Source organism: Porphyromonas uenonis 60-3 (genome assembly GCF_000174775.1).
Lineage (GTDB): Bacteria > Bacteroidota > Bacteroidia > Bacteroidales > Porphyromonadaceae > Porphyromonas > Porphyromonas uenonis_A.
Genome location: NZ_ACLR01000118.1, coordinates 16,947 through 34,844, shown reverse-complemented (window position 1 = coordinate 34,844; position 17,898 = coordinate 16,947). Strand labels below are relative to the sequence as shown.

The following is a 17,898-nucleotide window of genomic DNA, read 5'->3' as shown; positions in this document are numbered from 1 at the left end:
ACACATTCGAGGGTACCACGGTCACTATCTCTACATCTTCACAAGCTAATCAGTCGATGAGGTCTAGACCTTTCTAGGCAATTAAGTCCAACGAAAAGAGCCGTATAGCATTGCTTGTTGTATGCTCTGCCAAGCTCTCTAGTGAGATACCTATCTGATCAGCCACATAACTAGCTGTATGAACTAAATATGCTGGCTCATTGCGCTTCCCCCGCTGGGGAATGGGAGCCAAATAGGGTGCGTCTGTCTCTAGCAACATCTTATCTAGAGGTATCTGAGACAATAACTGAGCAGTGCGAGAGCGCTTATAAGTCACATTGCCATTGACCCCTATCATCATCAGTGGCAAATGCTCCAAAATACGCTGCAACTGTGCCTCCTCGCCTTCGAAACAATGAAAGACTCCGCGGAGCTGATCCGAAGCGAAGTGAGAGAGCAATAGATCTATCGTCTCATCCAGTGCAGAGCGTACATGCAGTATCACTGGCAGGTCAAGCTCTATAGCCCATCCGACTTGCTCAATAAGAGCTCGTTGTTGCTCCTCCACATAAGTGCGATCCCAGTAGAAGTCCAGGCCTATCTCGCCTATCGCCACTATCTCCTCGCTAGACTCTGCTATGTATTGGCGTAGCTGACGTAGTTGCTCTGCGTAGTCTGTCCCCACCGAGGTAGGATGCAGACCTAGAGCCATCGCTGTGCGATCTGGATAGGAGCGGTGTGTATCGACTAGTAACGAGAGTGACGTGAGATCTACATTGGGCATGACTAAATAGCCAACCCCCGCCTCGTGAGCCGCTGAGATGACAGCGTCTCTGTCTGCCTCATACTCGGTACCGTATATATGTGTGTGGGTATCTATCAGCATCTTTACTCCGTATAGCCATAGGGTCTCCCCTATCTGCCTCTAGATTGCCACCCCCTTCGCTAAGGGCGTGACGCTTAAGTGTTGCGCTCAGCCAGTTTGCTCACAAATGCTCGCAACAACGTAGCTTCTCTACCTGTAAATGACTCTAGACACTCTAGAGCCTTTTGCGCTTTCGCCAAGTAGTCTCGCACGAGTGCTTGCACTTGAATCGCAACTTCCATTTCGTCATATAGAGCTTTGACCTTTGAGATCTTCTCATCAGCCTGCTCGTTGGGTCTCCGCATCGCCTCTGTGAGTGCTTGTTGCTGAGCTTGTGAAGCAGTAGCATAGGCGAGCGTATGAAGGATAGTCTTCTTGCCCTCTAGGATATCACCTCCGAGAGGCTTGCCAAAGGTTTCACTATCCCCGTATAGATCCAGATAGTCATCCTGAAGCTGAAAAGCTATTCCTAGATTCCAGCCGAAATTTATAGGCGTGCTCTACCTGCTCTGTATCCACCTTTGAGAGGATTTGCCCCAAATCGCGTTGCTGTCGCTATCAGTACCGCTGTCTTGTAGCCGATCATCTCTAGGTATTGCTCCTTGGAGACATTGTCTAGCCTCTCATATTCGAGGTCTAGTTGCTGTCCCTCCATGACGAGCGTTGCCATCTTATTGAAGTCTCGCATCAGGTCAGACGAGCATCTCTGGAGAGACATCCTCCGTAAGCATCTGATAAGCAAGGATCAGCATGGCATCTCCCGAGAGAATGGCTGGGGTCAGTCCGTACTTAGCGTAGACTGACGGCTTGCCACGTCGTACGGGAGAGTTGTCCATCACATCATCATGGAGTAGCGTGAAGTTGTGAAAGACCTCTAGCGCTACTGCAGGAGATACTACCAGAGGAGCGTCTAGACGAAGAAATGCCTGCATCAAGAGTGCCAAGACGGGGCGCACTCGCTTAGCTCCTTCTTGCTCCAGCGTATACCGTATCGGAGCATAGAGAGCTTGAGGCGTGCGCTTATCTAGCTGCAGACGTTGCAGAGTCTCCTGGCACCATCTGACGATATGCGCTCAGATCCGTGGCTTTTGACGAATTAGACATTCCTCGTTGATCAGTATGAGAGTGGTATAAATGCCTCGCTACGACTAGCAGTATAGAGAGGCATCTATACCATCTCACAGTTCTTATTCTTTAGTACGTAGTCACCTCTCTTCGCCTTAACCGATGGTAAAGGAGATAGGTAGTGTGAAGTAAGAGCGTACAGGTTTACCGCGTTGCTTACCTGGAGTCCACTTAGGCATAGACTTAAGCACGCGAACAGCCTCTTTGTCTACGTGCGGGGTCTACCTTGCGAGCTACAAGTATATCTCCGATAGATCCATCCTTCTCCACGACAAAGCGGAGTACGACCTTACCTTGGACGCCGTTATCTAGAGCACTCTGTGGGTACTCGATGTGACTAGCAATCCATTTAAGCAGTGAAGGTATATCTCCCGTAGGAGGAACGGCGGGGTTCTCAACAATCTCGAAGATCTGATCCTCAGGCTCCTCAACAACTGTCTGTGCAGGCTGGACAATAACAGGTGGCGGTGGTAGCTCACGATCTTGGTCTGCAGAGACGATTGAAATCTTAGCAACCTCCTTATTGTCATCAACCACCTTAAACTCTTCTGGTAGTGCAACCTCTACGACCTCTTGTGGAGCCTCAGGCTCTGGTTCGGGTTGCTCTTGTTGCTGCTCATTGATGATGAGGGCATCCTCCATGTCGGCAATGTTGAGCGAAGTATTCTCGTCTTCATTGTCTTTTTTGGCGGAGGTCCACTCTAGAGCGGTATAAAGGATACCTAGAGCTAAGACCAAACCCATGGCCAACGATAAAGGTATCGTCCTTCTTAGGTCTGCGTGGGGTGATTTCTTGATTTCCATATAGCGAGTTATCTTATTTCTTCGGTGGAATGGTAGTTCTCTCGGAGCATGCTATCACGTGTAGCTAGCTCTCTCGGCACAAATGTACGAAGATTTTTGCGAGTAGCCTACACCTCCTAGTTAAGTCTTCACTAAAAGAGGTGATAGCACACTCCAAAAGAACCCCTCCTCCGATGGATAAGTTACTTCTTAATGTTTGGCAACTCAAGGCCGTAGCCCTTCTTCTTGTCAGCAGCCTTGAGAAGTATAGCCGTGATGAGAGCTACGACACCAAAGGCGGTAAATACAAGCATTGCCTGGAAGTAGTCCTTAGGCTGTCCAGGAGCTACATTCTGATTGTTTGCATCTAGGATGGCGCCTATGAGCATAGGGACAGACATTAGTCCGATGTTCTGGATCCAGAAAATAGCTGAGTAAGCAGAGCCTAGCACCTTACCTGGGATAATCTTAGGTACGGATGGCCATAGAGCTGCAGGAACCAGTGAGAAGGAGATACCCAGTACTACGATGGCTATGATAGCAATAGTAGTAGCCAGACCATGAGAGACACTACTGAATGGGAAGAAAGCAAACGTACCATGGCAGACAATCATCAGGATAGCACCGATCATCAGCATCGTCGCACCCTTGCCACGTGCATCTAGGTAGAAGCCCAAGATTGGGGTTATAACCATAGCTCCCACTGGGAAGAGGCTAAAGATCTTAGCAGCCACATCTTGCTCGAAGCCCACGTTGCTCACGAGCATCTCCGTGGCAAACTTCTGGAAGGGGAAGATAGCTGAGTAGTAAAGGACGCACAGGATGGCAACGATCCAAAACATTGAGTTGCCAAAGACATGACCGAGGTCTCTAAACTTAAAGGGCTCTTCCTCCTCTTTCTCCACAGCTGCATGGGCTGCTTCTAGCTGCTGGTCGAGCTTCTTATCCATGAAGAAGTAAACTACGTAAAGTAGTAGGGCCACTACAAGGAGACAAGTGCCAAAGAATACTGAAGCACGTACAGTACCATACTGCTCAGCGATCATTGGGGAGAGCCAAAACACAGCAAAGACACCAAGACGAGCCACAGCCATCTCAATACCCATAGCTAGAGCCATCTCCTTGCCCTCAAACCACTTGACGATGGATCGAGAGACTGTCACACCACCCATCTCAGTACCGCAACCGAAGAGAGCGAAGCCGACACAAGCGAGCTTAGCTGAAGCTGGCACAGATGTCCAGAAGCTATTGAAGAAGCTGTATCCGAAGCCTCCAGCATTAAAGGCGGGGCTCAATGCGTACAGCTTGATCAAGGCTCCGATCACCATCAGAGAGCCTGATAGGAGGAAGGTAAAGCGTACCCCCATCTTGTCTAGGATGATACCAGCGAAGATGAGGAAAAAGAAGAATACATTGATAAAGAACTCACTACCTCCATAAGTGCCGAAGACAGTAGAGCTCCAGTTAAGCTCTGACTCTACCATCGTCTTGACAGGTGAGAGGATGTCTACAAACATGTAGGCAAAGAACATCGTGAGTGCGACCAGCGCGAGCGCTAGCCATCTCATTCCTGCGCTGTCTCGCAGGGTCTTTAGTTGTGTAGATTCAGTCATTACGTTATGTAGTATGTTTGATTTGTTGATGCGTATTTATAGACAGAGCGTCTAGCCCTCATTGATGGGTTGGACGCTCTTTTTGTGTCATGGGATAACTCTTGAGTAGCTCGGCAACGATAAAGTTGCTACCGCCGACGAAGATCAAGTCTCCAGCATTGGCATGTGCTAAGACCTCTTGGAGGGCTTCCTCTACCGAGGGATAAGCTCTACCCCTCAGGCCGATAGCCTCCGCACGTTGCTGTAGCTCTTCGGCAGGTAGCGTACGCTGTGACGCTGTCGTGCAGAAGTAGTAGCGAGCTGACGAGGGCAGGAGTGCCAAGTTGGTATCTATATCCTTGTCGGCACTCATACCTACTATTATATATAGGTGATCATACGTTGCCTCCTCAAGCTGATGTGCCACGACTGCTATACCAGCGGGATTGTGAGCCGTGTCACAGACGATATGAGGATTGGTTGATATCGTCTCCCAGCGGCCACGCAACCCCGAGAGCTTGTATAGCTCAGCGAAGCCTCGCGCCACCTCATCATGAGTCAAAGGCTTGTCGAGGACTTTGTCGTCCAAGATGCGTAGCGCAGTCAGGACTGTGTGGGCATTTTCCAATTGCGCATCACCCGAGAGCGGTGTCTCTAGGAGACCATAGTCGACGGTGTCTAGTCGCATGCCTGGGTGTAACTCATCGTATCGCTTGATCGTGTGCTCATCCTCGCAAAAGGTGATCGGAGCATGTCGTTCCTCAGCCACCTGCTCAAAGAGTTCACGCACAGAGCCACCAGCATTGCCAATGACCGCATGAACACCCTCCTTGATGATGCCCGCCTTCTCGTAGGCAATCGCCTCGAGCGTGTTGCCGAGATACTGCGTGTGGTCCAGACTTATATTGGTTATGATCGAGAGCTTAGGCAGTATCACATTGGTACTGTCTAGTCGTCCTCCTAGCCCCACCTCGATGACAGCGTAGTCCACCTCATGGGTGTGGAAATGCTCAAATGCCATCAGGGTCGTATACTCAAAGAACGAGGGACCGACAGATTCAATCAGCGGACGTGTCCGCTCCACAAAAGAGACCACCTCCTCCTCGGAGATCATCTCACCGTTGATCCGTATACGCTCTCTGAAGTCAACTAAGTGTGGCGAGGTAAAGAGTCCCACCTTATAGCCAGCAGCTGTCAGCACGGAGGCTATGAGCGAAGTGGTTGATCCCTTACCATTAGTACCACCCACATGGATAGTGCGTATGTATCGCTGAGGATTACCTATAGCATCGCACATCTGCTGCATACGCTCCAGACCAGGCTTATAGGCATCGCCCCCTTGATTTTGATAGCAAGGGGTCGCTTGGTAGAGATAGTCTACCGTCTCTTTATAGTTCATTGTTGAGCTTGCGCATGATAGTCTGCGAGCGGTCTGGCCCTACAGATATGATCGAGATGGGTACTCGTAGCTGAGCCTCTAGGAAGGCTACATAGTGACGGAAGGCATCTGGGAGATCCTGCTCCGAGCGACAACCATCTAGAGGGGTCTGCCAGCCAGGTAGCTCCTGATAGATTGGCTCTATATCTGCATCCAGAGAGTACGGCATATGCTTGTACTCCTTATCACCTATGCGGTAGGCGACACAAGCCTTGATCGTAGAGAGCGTATCTAGCACATCGCTCTTCATCATGATCAGATGAGTCACGCCACTGAGCATGATTGTGTAGCGCAGGGCTACAAGGTCTATCCAGCCACAGCGACGAGGACGTCCCGTGACTGCGCCAAACTCATGTCCACGATCTGCCATCAGATGCCCGACCTCATCTTGTAGCTCTGTGGGGAAGGGACCCGACCCGACACGCGTACAGTACGCCTTAAAGATACCATATACCCGTCCTATCGCCTTGGGCGAGATGCCGAGACCAATACAGCAGCCAGCGCTTACCGTGTTACTACTGGTTACAAAAGGATAGGTACCAAAGTCCACATCCAGTAGCGAACCCTGCGCACCCTCTGCTAGGACATTCAAGCCCTCTTCTAGTGCCTCATTGATCAGGATCTCGCTATCTACAAATTGGTAGTCCTTGAGGTACTCAATGGCTTTGTGGAAAGCCTCCTCCATCTCAGGGAGCTTGGATAGGTCAGCACCCATCTTCTGCAGGAGGTCCACATGGCGATCTCGCACAGCCTTGTAGCGAGCCTCAAAGTCTCGCTCTATATCACCGATGCGTAGTCCCGTACGAGCCACCTTGTCGGTATAGCAGGGACCTATACCCTTGCCTGTAGTGCCGATCTTAGCAGCGCCCTTGGAGAGCTCCTGCGCAGCATCCAGCAGGCGGTGCGTCGGAAGGATAAGGTGCGCCTTGCGGGATATGATGAGGCGCTTCTTGATGTCATGACCGCTCTGAGCCAACTGCTCAGCCTCCTCACGTAGTAGGACAGGGTCCAGGACGACACCGTTGCCGATCAGATTGAGCTTGTTGCCCTGGAAGATACCTGAGGGGATCGAACGCAATACGTAGCGCTGTCCATCAAACTCCAGTGTATGCCCTGCATTAGGGCCACCTTGAAAGCGTGCTACCATCTGATAGCCTGGGGTCAGCACGTCAACGATCTTGCCTTTGCCCTCATCGCCCCATTGTAGTCCGAGTAGGACGTCTACCTTTTTCTTGTTCATGTCTTAATATATCTCTATCGGTCAGCGCCTCGTGGGGGCTTGCTGTAGCCTACCCGCTTGGTTTACTAACCTCTTATTATTCGTCTTTTCAGTATCACTCTCGCAGCGGTGGCACACCCCATAAAATATCAGAAGTGGCTGTGTCAGTCGATACCGATAGGTCGTAGCGTGATGGAGAGCCTTGAGTCGTCGAGGCTGTCTATAGAGAACCTCTGCGCCACAGCAACGGCAGCGACAGACGGCGTAGAGACTGGCCTGCTCGCTCGTCAGGTAACGCGCCTCACTCGACTGCGGGAGCTGCAAGATCAGCCCCGACTCGGCCAGCAGGCGCACCGTACTATAGACCGTGCCACGGCTCTGGTGACAACCCGCCTCCTTAAGCTGAGCCATCAGCTCCTCTGTCGTAAAGATACGACGCTGCGTACCGACTACCTGAGCAATCTCCACTCGCTCAGAAGTCAGCTGATAGCCGTGCTGCTTGAGAAAAGCCTTAAAGGGCGACACCAAATCCGACATCATACTGCGCCAACCCCCTATCGTAGGAGGTGTGACATACTACAATTTTACTGCGTTACACATTAGCAACGACTACCACATCTGTAGTAGTCTCACTATGAGGCGTGACACCACTTCGTGCGCCACGTTTCTCGGCATTCCCCCACCCCACTTCGTCCTCCAGCTGAGAGCAACGAGTGCAACGGGATCTGACCGATGTCGCAAAGTTATACAAATTACTTTACTTACGCCACCTTTCGGTCAGCACCAATTCCGCCGTACATTCCACCCGCTAATGCATTTTACTCAATTCCGGCTCCAGATTTACTCAATTCTCTCTGCGAAACTACTCAATTCTATTCGAGAAACTACTCAAATCTCTAGCTTCTACTCTCTAACTTCTAATCTCTAACTTCTTCCTCTACTCGTCTCGTCTACCGAGGAAATCGAGAATCTCCAGGGAGCAAACGAATATTCTCCACGGAGGGGCGAAATAAAAGTTCGGAAGAATGAAATGAAACTTCGGAAGAAGCAAATCAAAGTTCCGATGAATTTTTTGATTGCTCCGTGGAGGATTTCCGTTTTCTACCGAGGCATTTTTGATTTCCTCGGAGGTGTGGGGTCTAGGGTATCGAAGGGTTTCGGAGTGCATCGAAGGTGTCAGAGCAATCGGAGAGCTCGTACGGGCAACCTTTGACGGAAGATACGGTCGTGCGTACGTCCCCATTAAAACCACGCCGCTGTAACCTTTGATACAACGGGTGCCCTCCCGCTAGACACTAGCCGTGTGCCCGTACACGGGGCTACCCGTCTCATACTTTCCTGCGGGCTGGTCGTAATATTTTCGGATTTAGGAATCTGAAGAGTTGTAAATGTGGTCTAGGTTGTCTATATTTGCACGCTCGTAGGAGACTACCTATTGGGGCAAGTCGGCGGAAGTGTGCAATAATCGAGCGACACGGCCGTTTTGTCCGATAGGATACACCTTATTATATAACCACTTATATAGACTTACTATGTACTGGACGTTAGAATTGGCCTCAAAGCTGGAGGATGCTCCTTGGCCCGCTACCAAGGATGAGCTTATCGACTATGCTCAGCGCTCGGGTGCGCCCATCGAAGTGATCGAAAACCTTGAGGAGATTGAGGACGAGGGCGAGGAGTACGAGACCATTGAGGATATATGGCCAGACTACCCTAGCAAGGAGGACTTCTTCTTCAACGAGGAGGAGTACTAGTTCGCCACTATAGCCCCTGACTCATAATCAGAGACTCTCTGCATAGCTATTAGCTTATGACTACACACCACCTAGGATGAAAGAGACGCGCCCACTTCGGATCTGCGCTATACGGCTTGCGCCAAGAGAGCACCAGTCGGAGGGGGGCGTATGCGCTACGGAGAGGTGGGTGCGTAAGTCTCTCGGGAGGCTATTGCTATGTCTGCTTATTGTGGCTTGCTGGTTGCCGATGCGTTCGCTGGCGCAGGTGGATCCGCTCTTCTCGGACTACCGACGACTACAAAACTACTACAATCCAGCAGCGATCGGCTTGCAGAAAGATCTGCTCCTGACAGCTGCTTATCATCAGCAGTGGATCGGCATAGAGGGGGCACCGGCTAACCTTTTTGTCTCGGCTCATACGGAGCAGCAGTGGGGCAAGAGTTACCACGGTGTGGGCGTGGTGGTCGCAGCGCAGCGTGCTGGACTCTTCACCCGCACAGAGGCGCAGGCGGAGTATGCTTTTCAGCTTCGCTGGAAGGGCGACAAAATCCTCTCCATCGGCACGGGTCTAGGCATGATCAACCTCCTATATGACGGCACCAAGGCGCACATACCAGACGGCGGAGCGATGACGCCAAATGACCCTTCGCTACCACAAACACCCGTATCGGGGCGCACCTTTGACCTCTCAGCAGGAGTCCTATGGCACACGCCTCGGTACTTCATCGGCTTCTCGGGGCGTCACCTCACGGTGCCGCGCATCACGCTCGATAGGCTCTACTATCAGAAAGTGCCGATACATATCAATGCGGTCTGTGGGTACAATATTACACCACGGGGTGCGTTATTATCGTGGCACCCCTCGCTATTTGCCTCGACAAACTTAACGTCGTGGCGGGTGGATGTCAACCTAGACGTACGCTTGGCTCAGCGATGGGAGGCTGGTCTGATGTACCGACCTTTGCAAGCTGCGGGGCTACGGCTGGGAGCGCTCTTTGGCAAGTGTCACGTGGGTTACCTCTTTGAGATGCCTACGAGTCAGTTGGCGAGGGGCAACTGGGGCAGTCACGAACTGGTGATAACCTATGCACTCCCGATGTCTAGCCACAAGAAAGGGACCAACAGCTACAAGAGTATCCGACTTCTCTAGCCTATGCGTCTCACTATTAAATAGAACTCTGAAACAACTTAGAAGCTATGAAAGAAGCTTTGCCGACATACTGCAGTCCATCCGAGAGCGCGCATGACGCACGTTCCGCACAAAGGCTTAGGACCAGAATCAGAGCTGGAGCCTTGCCCCTACTAGGTGCTTTGGCACTACTCTTACTCTTCATCTCCGTGCTGAGCATGGTGGGCTGCGCTCCCAAGCGTGGCTCTGGCGTGAGTGCCGAGCTGGTGGGCGTGGGGCTCTCCTCGTGGAGCGAGCCAGCCCCCTATGGCATGGTGCAAGTACCGCAAGGACATATCGTACTGGGCGAGCGCGATGCGGACACGGTGTGGGGACTCCCCGCTGAGTACAAAGCTATCTCGGTAGATGCCTTCTGGATGGATCAGACGGAGGTGACAAATGCGCAGTGGAGACAGTTCGTCTTCTATGTGCGCGACTCGATCATTCGCGAGCGCCTTGCAGACCCGCTATACGGAGGTAACCCGCTTTACAAGATTACCACGGACAAGTATGGGGATCCTGTCAAGCCTTATCTAGACTGGTCTCAGCCACTGCCCAATCCTAAGCGTGCACTAGAGCAGGAGCTGGAGGCGATGGAGAGCGTCTACTACACGAACCCCGTGACGGGCGAGCGTAAGCTCGATCCTAAGCAGATGCTCTACAAGTATGAGGTCTACGACTACCACGCAGCGGCGCTCTACCGCAACAACTTACAAAAGGATGTGCGCGCCAGCAAGGGTGTTCAGGAACCAGTGATGATTTCTAAGGACACAGCTTACGTCAATGACCGTGGCGAGGTGATCCGTGAGACGATCACACGTCAGCTCGCTAGTGAGTACGACTTCCTCAATACCTACATCGTGGCGATCTATCCCGACGAAACGGTCTGGGTCAACGACTACCCCAACTCTAAGAATGAGATCTACACTCGCACTTACTTCAACCACCCTCGCTACGACAATCACCCCGTGGTGGGTGTCTCGTGGGAGCAAGCGACCGCTTTCTGTCACTGGCGCACGGACAACTATCGCAAGGGATTGAACCTCCCCAATGGAGCCGTCATCCCTGAGTTTAGACTGCCCACAGAGGCGGAGTGGGAGTACGCAGCGCGTGCTGGACGGACGAATACGAAGTACCCGTGGAATAGCGAAGACCTAGATTCGGAGGATGTCTGCTTCTTGGCAAACTTCAAGCCTTTCGAGGGAGATTACGCAGCCGACGGACAGGTGATCACTTCGCAGGTGAGTACTTTCTCGCCCAATGACTACGGGCTCTACGATATGGCGGGCAACGTAGCGGAGTGGACTAGCTCGAGCTACTTCGTCTCTAGCTACGAGATGATGGACGATGTCAATCCGCAGATGCGCTACAACGCAGCTCGCGAGGACAACACGATGCTACGGCGCAAGGTCGCCAAGGGTGGCTCGTGGAAGGACGTCCTCCGCTTCATCAAGTCCACAAGACGCATCTACGCGCCACAAGATGAGGCGCACTCTTACATCGGCTTCCGCTGTGTGCGTAGCATCATCAACAACTCCAAATAAGCAACGCAACAGATAGCCCTAACGACGGCTTTACCCTTCAGATAGATAGACTCATGGCAAAGAAATATAGACGCTACAAGAATGGGCTGGAGATGTATCTCTCCAGCAAGAAAGGGCGCAGAGTGCTCAACTTCGCATACAGCTGGGGTGCCGCAGTGGTAATCCTCGGAGCTCTCTTTAAGTTGCTCCACCTCCCCTTCGGCAATGAGATGCTTTTCATCGGTATGATTACCGAGTTTCTCGTCTTCTTCATCTCAGGCTTCGAGCAGCCTGAGGAGCATTACCAGTGGGAGCAGGTCTTTCCTGAGCTAGACTCTAAGAACCCGATGGACAAGCAGGAGATGGAGGCTCGCCGTCAGTACCTCCTCCGCAAAGCTCAGGAGGCAGCTGCAGCGCCAGCGCCCTCTTACGCCTATCCAGAGGAGCAACACTACGAGCAACCTAGCAGTTACGCTCCTCAGCCTCAAGCTCAGGCGGGTTACGTTGCCCCTGAGGGTGGTTACGGTGCACCAGCTTCGGAAGTTCAAGTGGAGCGTCTCTCCGCAGCCATCGATCAGCTAGCCAATGCCGCCTCGCAGCTCAGCCGACTGGGCGAGCTTTCTCAACAAATGACTGATCAGTGGGTCGCTATGCAGCAAGACGGGCGCACCCTCGGTGAGAGCGCCGTCGAGTATCAGATGCAGATGGACACGACCTCGCAGCATTTGGCTCGTCTCAACCAGATCTACGAGTCGCAGCTGGCTAGTATCACAGGCCAGGTCGCTACCATTGACCAGATCAACCAAGGGCTGGAGCATATTAAGAATATGTACCAAGACTCCGCTATCGACAGTACCACCTTCCGCACGCAAAATGAGCGCTTGACCATGCAGCTCTCTGAGCTAAACCGTGTCTACGCTCGCATTCTGGAGGCGCTGACGGTCAATATGGGAGCCCCTGGCATGGCGGGTCGTCCTTATCAGGGAGGCTACGAGCCTAGTTACTACGCTCCACGGCAGGAGTACCCCTCGGCACGTCCCGACTACTATGCCTCTCAGCCCTATCAAGCACCACGCAATGCGGGCGCACCACAAGAGCCACAAGAGTAGATCGCTCTCCCCTCACCTACTCGATAGCTATTCATCTAATACAATCTAGGCATTATGGCAGCAGGAAGCAGTGGCAACCGCAATAGGCAGAAGATGATCAATCTGATGTACCTCGTCTTCATTGCGATGGTAGCACTCAATGTCTCCTCGGAGGTGCTCTCGGGCTTTGTCCTCGTGGAGCGCAGTCTGACGAACACCATCGAGGGAGCTCAGCAGAGCAATGACAATATCATGAAGGGGCTCTCAGCTGCTTATGCCAAAAACCCTAGCAAAGCAGAGCCCTGGTATCGCAAAGGGCTAGCGCTCACCGCCTATGCAGACTCGCTCTACAACGAGATAGACCAGTTGCGCCTCCTCATAGCTCAAGAGGCTGACGGTAAGGATGCCAATCCCAACGATGTGGCTCGCAAGGACGATATGAATGCCCCCACTACCGTCATGCTCAATCCCATCACTCGGCGAGGCGCTAAGCTACGCGAGTCGATTGAGGCCTTCCGTACATACACCACGCAGATGGTTCGTAGCGACAGCCGTCGTGAGCATATCTCTGAGATGCTCAGCACGGAGCGTTCGGGAGGGCTCAGCTGGGAGCAGCAGATCTTTGAGAATATCCCCACCATTGCCTCGCTCACGATGCTCACGAAACTTCAGAGCGACATACGCTCCGTCGAGGGCGATGTACTGAATGACCTTGTCCAAAACATCGACAGTGGCGACCTCCGCGTCAATAAGATTGCTGCGCAAGTGATCCCACGCAGTCAGCTCGTCATGCAGGGTAGCCAGTACGAGGCGAGCATCGTCCTCTCCAGCTACGACTCGACACGAGTTCCCAAGATTGTGGTCAATGGCACCACCCTTCCTGAGAGCGCTGGGGGCATTTACCGTGTCACAGCGACCAAAGCAGGTACCTTCCCCATCTCAGGATACATCGAGACAGAGCTTCCCGACGGCACCGCTGTCAAGCAGCCTTTCCAGTCGGAGTACTATGTCACCGAGCCTTTTGCGACGGTCGCTCCTACCATGATGAATGTCCTCTATGCGGGCATCAACAACCCAATTAGTATTGCCGTGCCTGGTGTCCCCTCGCAAAATGTGACCGCCACGATGACCAACGGAACGCTCACCCGCAAAGGCAACAGCTGGATGGCTAAGCCCGCTAAGATAGGCACTCCCGCCGTCATCACCGTTATGGCCAAGCAGGCTGACGGTCGAAACCTCAAGATGGCCGAGACCTCGCTACGTGTACGAGCTCTCCCCGATCCACTCCCTTATATACAGTACACCGATGCCAATGGAGCGACCAAACGCTTTAAGGGCGGGCGCATCGCCAAGCGTGACCTCCTCACTGCCAACGGTATCGGAGCTGCTATTGACGACGATCTGCTAGACGTGCCCTACCAGGTAGTGCGCTTCCAGCTCCTCTTCTTTGACTCTGTCGGTGGCGTTATCCCCGAGGTGTCCAATGGCCCCACTTTCTCCGCTAGACAGCGAGACAAGATCCGCAATATGGCAAAGGGTAAGCGCTTCTTCGTAAGCGAAGTGACTGCTCGTGGTCCCGACGGGATCGAGCGACAGATCCCAGCCATCGAAGTAATCGTACGATAGTCTTCACAGCTTTAAGAATAGACCCATCTCACTATACTATGCAACGCATCCAGTCTATACTCATAGTGCTCCTAGCCCTCACGCTCACACTGACCGCTGAGGCGCAAAACTTTGACCCGCTCTCCGCCACCACTACTGACTCAACACGAGTTGCCACGGAGCTACCACGTCAGCGCCCCACGGCACGTCAGCGACGCGCTCAGAAGGAGCAGGAGACACAGACCGATGGCGTCTCCATACGCGCCAAGAACTACGCCGACCAGCAGGTCAAAGATACCGAGACAGCCCCCTGGCGCCGAGTCATCTACCGACAGCTCTCGATAGACAGCCTCGCCAATGCTCCTATCTTCCGTCCTGTACGTCCGTCGGGACAGTTGCAGAGCCTCTTCTCGCTCCTCTTCAAGCGCTTCAACGACGGGAGCATCACCGTCTATGAGTACGAAGACCTAGGCTACGAAAACCTAACTCCAGAGCGACAGCTACGCTTTGAAGACTTCCTCGACCGCTTTGGCATCGTATATGACAAAGACCCCAGCCAGACGGGCAACCGGGCCTTCAAGATCCTCCCCGTAGACATCCCCACGCAGTCTATACACAACTACTATGTCAAGGAGGAGTACTACTACGATGTCAAGACCAGCGACGTGAGCAGTCAGATCATAGCGATCTGCCCCGTGATGGACGACGAGATATCGATGGAGGGTAGCGTGCGCATACCGCTCTTTTGGGTCAAGTACTCCGACGTGCAGCCCTACCTCTCGCAGCAACCTATCATGCTCTCGACCAAGAATAACGCCACGACCGCCACGATGGACGACTTCTTCAGTCTCAACCTGTACCGCGGACAGATCTCGATGACGCTAGGCGGTGAGACCGCTGAGCTCAATAGCGAGATGAGCGACTCGACTGCGATGGCTGCGCGTCAAGCCTTCAGCAACCAGATCGAGGGCGAGCTCAAGCAGTTTGAGGAGAGCCTCTACGGCACCGAGTACACCAAACCAGAGGCTAGCGATAGCGACCTTCAGGAGGGACGTGACGGCGAGGACGACAGTGAGCTTGACACAGCCCGTGCCCGTCGCTCACAAGAGCTTCGCGAGGGCAAGAGCCAACGTAAAGCAGCCAAGGTGACCAAAGCGAAGAAGAAGAGTCGCACCACCAAGAAGGCTACTCCCAAAGCTGCCAAGGCAGAGCAACCGAAGCAGTCGAAGAGTACTACCACACGCTCCGTACGCAACCGCTTCTAGCGACTAAGTCGCCAACCAAACACAAGAGGGCTGGGTCCATCACAACGGACTCAGCCCTCTATCTTTGTCTATTCCCCCACCCTTCCAGCGACGCTTCTTGATGAAACTAGAGTTTCTCCCGTATGAAACTAGAGTTTCTCCCGTATGAAACTAGAGTTTCATTCCCATGAAACTGGAGTTTCACCTGGATGGAAGAAAAGTTTCACCCAAGTGGTACTGATAGTTAGCTCAAAGGACGCTGAAAAAAGGGGTGAACCCCGCGAGGTCCGCCCCTATCGATACGTATGTAGGTTAGTCAGCTAGTTGGCTGAGGTCTTGTAGTGAATGTTGTCGATGAGACGAACCTCGCCACAGTAGCAGACGATGCAGCCGACGGGGTCGCTGCTATCGCTCCACGACTCGAGGGGACGAAGCGTCTTGCCATCGACGATCTGATAGTACTCTGGACGCAGGAGCGGATGCTCTGCGAGGCGTGAGACGACGAAGTCAACGACTTCTCGTGGCGAGTGCTCAGGGATGAGCGCTTGGCTGGCTACCAGCGTGTCGTGGATGCGTGGCGCTACGTCACGCTGCTCGCTGGTGAGGAGGAGGTTGCGACTGCTCAGCGCTAGTCCGTCAGCCTCGCGGATGATGGGACAGCTGTGTATCTCTACGGGCAGAGCGAGCTGGCGAACCATCTCTCGTATGATAGCTATCTGCTGGAAGTCTTTTTCGCCAAAGAAAGCGCCATCGGGCTGCACAAGCATAAAGAGTTTGCTCACGATCTGCGCTACACCATTGAAGTGTCCTGGACGATGCGCTCCCTCCATCGTCTCTCCGAGGAAGCCGAAGTCAAACTGACGGGTGTCCGCCTCGGGATACATCTCCTCAACGGTGGGCAGGAAGGCGATGTCTACCTGACCGTCACGCAGGCGTGCTAGGTCCTCCTCTGGCTTGCGGGGGTAGGTGCGCAGGTCTTCGGGATTGTTGAACTGCGTGGGATTGACAAATACCGACACGACGACTATGTCGTACTGCTTTCTAGCAGCAGCCACTAGACTCAGGTGTCCCGCATGCAGGGCACCCATCGTAGGCACTAGGCCGACACGGGCTGAGGGGTTCTCTTGGCGTAGCTTAGAGAGTTCTTGCTGTAGTGCAGCAACCGTTGTGATGACTTTCATTTGTGTGTGATATGCTGAAAAGGGTGTGTATGATTTGATTTCGATTTATAGCTCCCGTCGGTAGAGCAGGCAGGCGTCGCCATAGCTGAGGAAGCGGTAGTGCGCATCAGCAAGGGCATGCTCATAGAGCGTGCGCCAGTGGGGTCCTATGAGTGCCGAGACGAGTAGCAGGAGCGTGCTCTTCGGCTGGTGAAAATTGGTCACCAAGATGTCTACCATCTGATACTGATAGCCAGGGGCAATGAGTAGCGCTGTGGAGAAGGTAAGGCGATCAAGCCCTTTGTGGCGAACATAGCGGAGCAATATCTCTAGAGCCTCACGACGTGACGGCAAGCTTGCTCCACAGCTCTGATGCATTCGGTAGCTATACCACTGATCTAGGTGAAAGGGCTCTGCCACGTCCCTGCCCTCTTGCTCTGCTTGTTGCAACGCAACGGCAAACCAGTAGAGGCTCTCCAAGGTGCGTACAGAAGTTGTCCCAATGGGTACAAAGGGGCTGTCGATATGCTCTAGGAGCGTCTCCAGCGTTGCTGTCGGCACACTGCAATACTCGCTGTGCATCTGATGATCAGCGACCTGACGACCCTTGACGGGTAGGAAGGTGCCTGCACCGACATGGAGCGTTAGCTCGGTGATGCGGTGCCCCTCGGCGAGGAGCTGGTCATCTAGCTCTGGCGTGAAATGTAGTCCCGCTGTCGGTGCCGCCACGGAGCCCTCAATGCGAGCGTAGACGGTCTGATAGTCGGTGAGGTCGCTGCTCTCGGTCTCTCGATTGAGATAGGGAGGGATGGGTAGCTGACCGCACAGCTCTAGTATCTCGCCAAAGCTCTTGGTCTCGTCGCTCCAGCTGAAGGTAACTACGTCTGGTGTGTCCGCCTCCCTATTCGCTTGTAGCGTGATAGTTTGTCCACCAGCTAACGGGAGTGTACAGGAGATAGTTTGCTCGGGGCGCCACTTCTTCGAGTTGCCCACGAGGCAGTGCCAGGAGCATGAGCCGAGCGAAGATAAGCTTTCCTCGTAGCTGACAGGTTTGTAGGGATCTAAGCAGAGTATCTCGATGCGGGCACCCGTGGCTTTGACAAAGAAGATGCGCGCCTTGATGACTCTCGTATTGTTACGAATGAGGAGCGCATGGGGCGGGAGTAGCTTTGGTAGCTCGGCAAAGGTGTGGTCCTCCAGCCTCCCCGTAGCATCGCTCAGGAGGAGCCGGCACTGGTCACGCTCCGCCAGCGGATGCGCTGCGATACGCTCGTCGGGGAGCGGGTAGTCGTAGTCGTTGATGTCTATATCGACCCAGTGCTGCGTATGAGGCTTGTCACACATACTTTTGATCCTTTGATTAGCTCTGCAGG

18 protein-coding genes are annotated in these 17,898 nt (G+C 53.3%); 6 read left to right on the top strand and 12 right to left on the bottom strand.

Translation table 11 applies throughout. The features are described 5' to 3' along the window. Window positions 1–73: 73 nt before the first annotated feature. From PORUE0001_RS03330 to PORUE0001_RS03300, 10 genes are all read right to left on the bottom strand, one after another. Complete coding sequence (locus PORUE0001_RS03330) at window positions 74–865, bottom strand: TatD family hydrolase (protein ID WP_007365035.1); 792 nt, start codon at window positions 863–865, stop codon at window positions 74–76. A gap of 74 nt (window positions 866–939) precedes the next feature. Continuing rightward, entirely contained in the window at window positions 940–1,284 is a 345-nt protein-coding gene (locus PORUE0001_RS11050) for a polyprenyl synthetase family protein (RefSeq protein WP_262498087.1), read from the bottom strand. 47 nt (window positions 1,285–1,331) lie between these two features. Next, on the bottom strand, window positions 1,332–1,532 hold the full coding sequence (locus tag PORUE0001_RS11045) for a polyprenyl synthetase family protein (protein WP_007365105.1): 201 nt from the start codon (window positions 1,530–1,532) through the stop codon (window positions 1,332–1,334). 4 nt (window positions 1,533–1,536) lie between these two features. Then, complete coding sequence (locus tag PORUE0001_RS11040; RefSeq protein ID WP_007365094.1) at window positions 1,537–1,800, bottom strand: polyprenyl synthetase family protein; 264 nt, start codon at window positions 1,798–1,800, stop codon at window positions 1,537–1,539. A gap of 264 nt (window positions 1,801–2,064) precedes the next feature. After that, window positions 2,065–2,148 (bottom strand): energy transducer TonB, encoded by an 84-nt coding sequence (locus PORUE0001_RS11035; protein ID WP_262498086.1) that lies wholly within the window; start codon window positions 2,146–2,148, stop codon window positions 2,065–2,067. A gap of 4 nt (window positions 2,149–2,152) precedes the next feature. After that, on the bottom strand, window positions 2,153–2,773 hold the full coding sequence (locus PORUE0001_RS03320) for an energy transducer TonB (protein WP_262498085.1): 621 nt from the start codon (window positions 2,771–2,773) through the stop codon (window positions 2,153–2,155). A 182-nt stretch (window positions 2,774–2,955) separates the two neighbouring features. Then, complete coding sequence (locus tag PORUE0001_RS03315; RefSeq protein ID WP_007365071.1) at window positions 2,956–4,365, bottom strand: MFS transporter; 1,410 nt, start codon at window positions 4,363–4,365, stop codon at window positions 2,956–2,958. A gap of 58 nt (window positions 4,366–4,423) precedes the next feature. Then, window positions 4,424–5,743 (bottom strand): bifunctional folylpolyglutamate synthase/dihydrofolate synthase, encoded by a 1,320-nt coding sequence (locus tag PORUE0001_RS03310; RefSeq protein WP_007365093.1) that lies wholly within the window; start codon window positions 5,741–5,743, stop codon window positions 4,424–4,426. Beyond that, entirely contained in the window at window positions 5,733–7,022 is a 1,290-nt protein-coding gene (locus tag PORUE0001_RS03305; protein ID WP_007365124.1) for an adenylosuccinate synthase, read from the bottom strand. The genes PORUE0001_RS03310 and PORUE0001_RS03305 overlap by 11 nt, the downstream gene beginning before the upstream one ends. A gap of 21 nt (window positions 7,023–7,043) precedes the next feature. Further along, the gene (locus tag PORUE0001_RS03300) at window positions 7,044–7,541 is read right to left on the bottom strand and encodes a Fur family transcriptional regulator (RefSeq protein WP_039865478.1); all 498 of its coding nucleotides are present in this window, start codon (window positions 7,539–7,541) and stop codon (window positions 7,044–7,046) included. 992 nt (window positions 7,542–8,533) lie between these two features. On the opposite strand from PORUE0001_RS03300, the gene PORUE0001_RS03295 reads away from it, so the two are divergent. The 6 genes from PORUE0001_RS03295 to gldN all read left to right on the top strand — a co-directional run bounded on the left by PORUE0001_RS03295 (window position 8,534) and on the right by gldN (window position 15,386). After that, on the top strand, window positions 8,534–8,755 hold the full coding sequence (locus tag PORUE0001_RS03295) for a DUF2795 domain-containing protein (protein WP_004331394.1): 222 nt from the start codon (window positions 8,534–8,536) through the stop codon (window positions 8,753–8,755). Between the two features lie 76 nt (window positions 8,756–8,831). Next, the gene (locus PORUE0001_RS03290; protein ID WP_007365074.1) at window positions 8,832–9,887 is read left to right on the top strand and encodes a PorP/SprF family type IX secretion system membrane protein; all 1,056 of its coding nucleotides are present in this window, start codon (window positions 8,832–8,834) and stop codon (window positions 9,885–9,887) included. 197 nt (window positions 9,888–10,084) lie between these two features. Next, complete coding sequence (locus PORUE0001_RS03285) at window positions 10,085–11,449, top strand: SUMF1/EgtB/PvdO family nonheme iron enzyme (RefSeq protein ID WP_232501412.1); 1,365 nt, start codon at window positions 10,085–10,087, stop codon at window positions 11,447–11,449. Between the two features lie 53 nt (window positions 11,450–11,502). After that, a complete protein-coding gene (gene gldL / locus PORUE0001_RS03280; RefSeq protein WP_007365080.1) occupies window positions 11,503–12,537 on the top strand; it encodes a gliding motility protein GldL in 1,035 nt (344 codons plus the stop codon). A 54-nt stretch (window positions 12,538–12,591) separates the two neighbouring features. After that, the gene (gldM, locus tag PORUE0001_RS03275) at window positions 12,592–14,142 is read left to right on the top strand and encodes a gliding motility protein GldM (RefSeq protein ID WP_007365091.1); all 1,551 of its coding nucleotides are present in this window, start codon (window positions 12,592–12,594) and stop codon (window positions 14,140–14,142) included. A gap of 38 nt (window positions 14,143–14,180) precedes the next feature. Beyond that, window positions 14,181–15,386 carry a gliding motility protein GldN gene (gene gldN, locus PORUE0001_RS03270; RefSeq protein ID WP_007365038.1) on the top strand — a complete coding sequence of 402 codons (1,206 nt, stop codon included), beginning with the start codon at window positions 14,181–14,183 and terminating at the stop codon, window positions 15,384–15,386. 299 nt (window positions 15,387–15,685) lie between these two features. Here gldN and panC read toward each other — a convergent pair whose 3' ends face one another. Continuing rightward, window positions 15,686–16,546 carry a pantoate--beta-alanine ligase gene (gene panC, locus PORUE0001_RS03265; protein WP_007365060.1) on the bottom strand — a complete coding sequence of 287 codons (861 nt, stop codon included), beginning with the start codon at window positions 16,544–16,546 and terminating at the stop codon, window positions 15,686–15,688. Between the two features lie 45 nt (window positions 16,547–16,591). Beyond that, window positions 16,592–17,869, bottom strand: a complete 1,278-nt coding sequence (locus PORUE0001_RS03260) for an S-adenosylmethionine:tRNA ribosyltransferase-isomerase (protein ID WP_007365118.1) — start codon at window positions 17,867–17,869, stop codon at window positions 16,592–16,594. Between the last annotated feature and the right edge of the window lie 29 nt (window positions 17,870–17,898).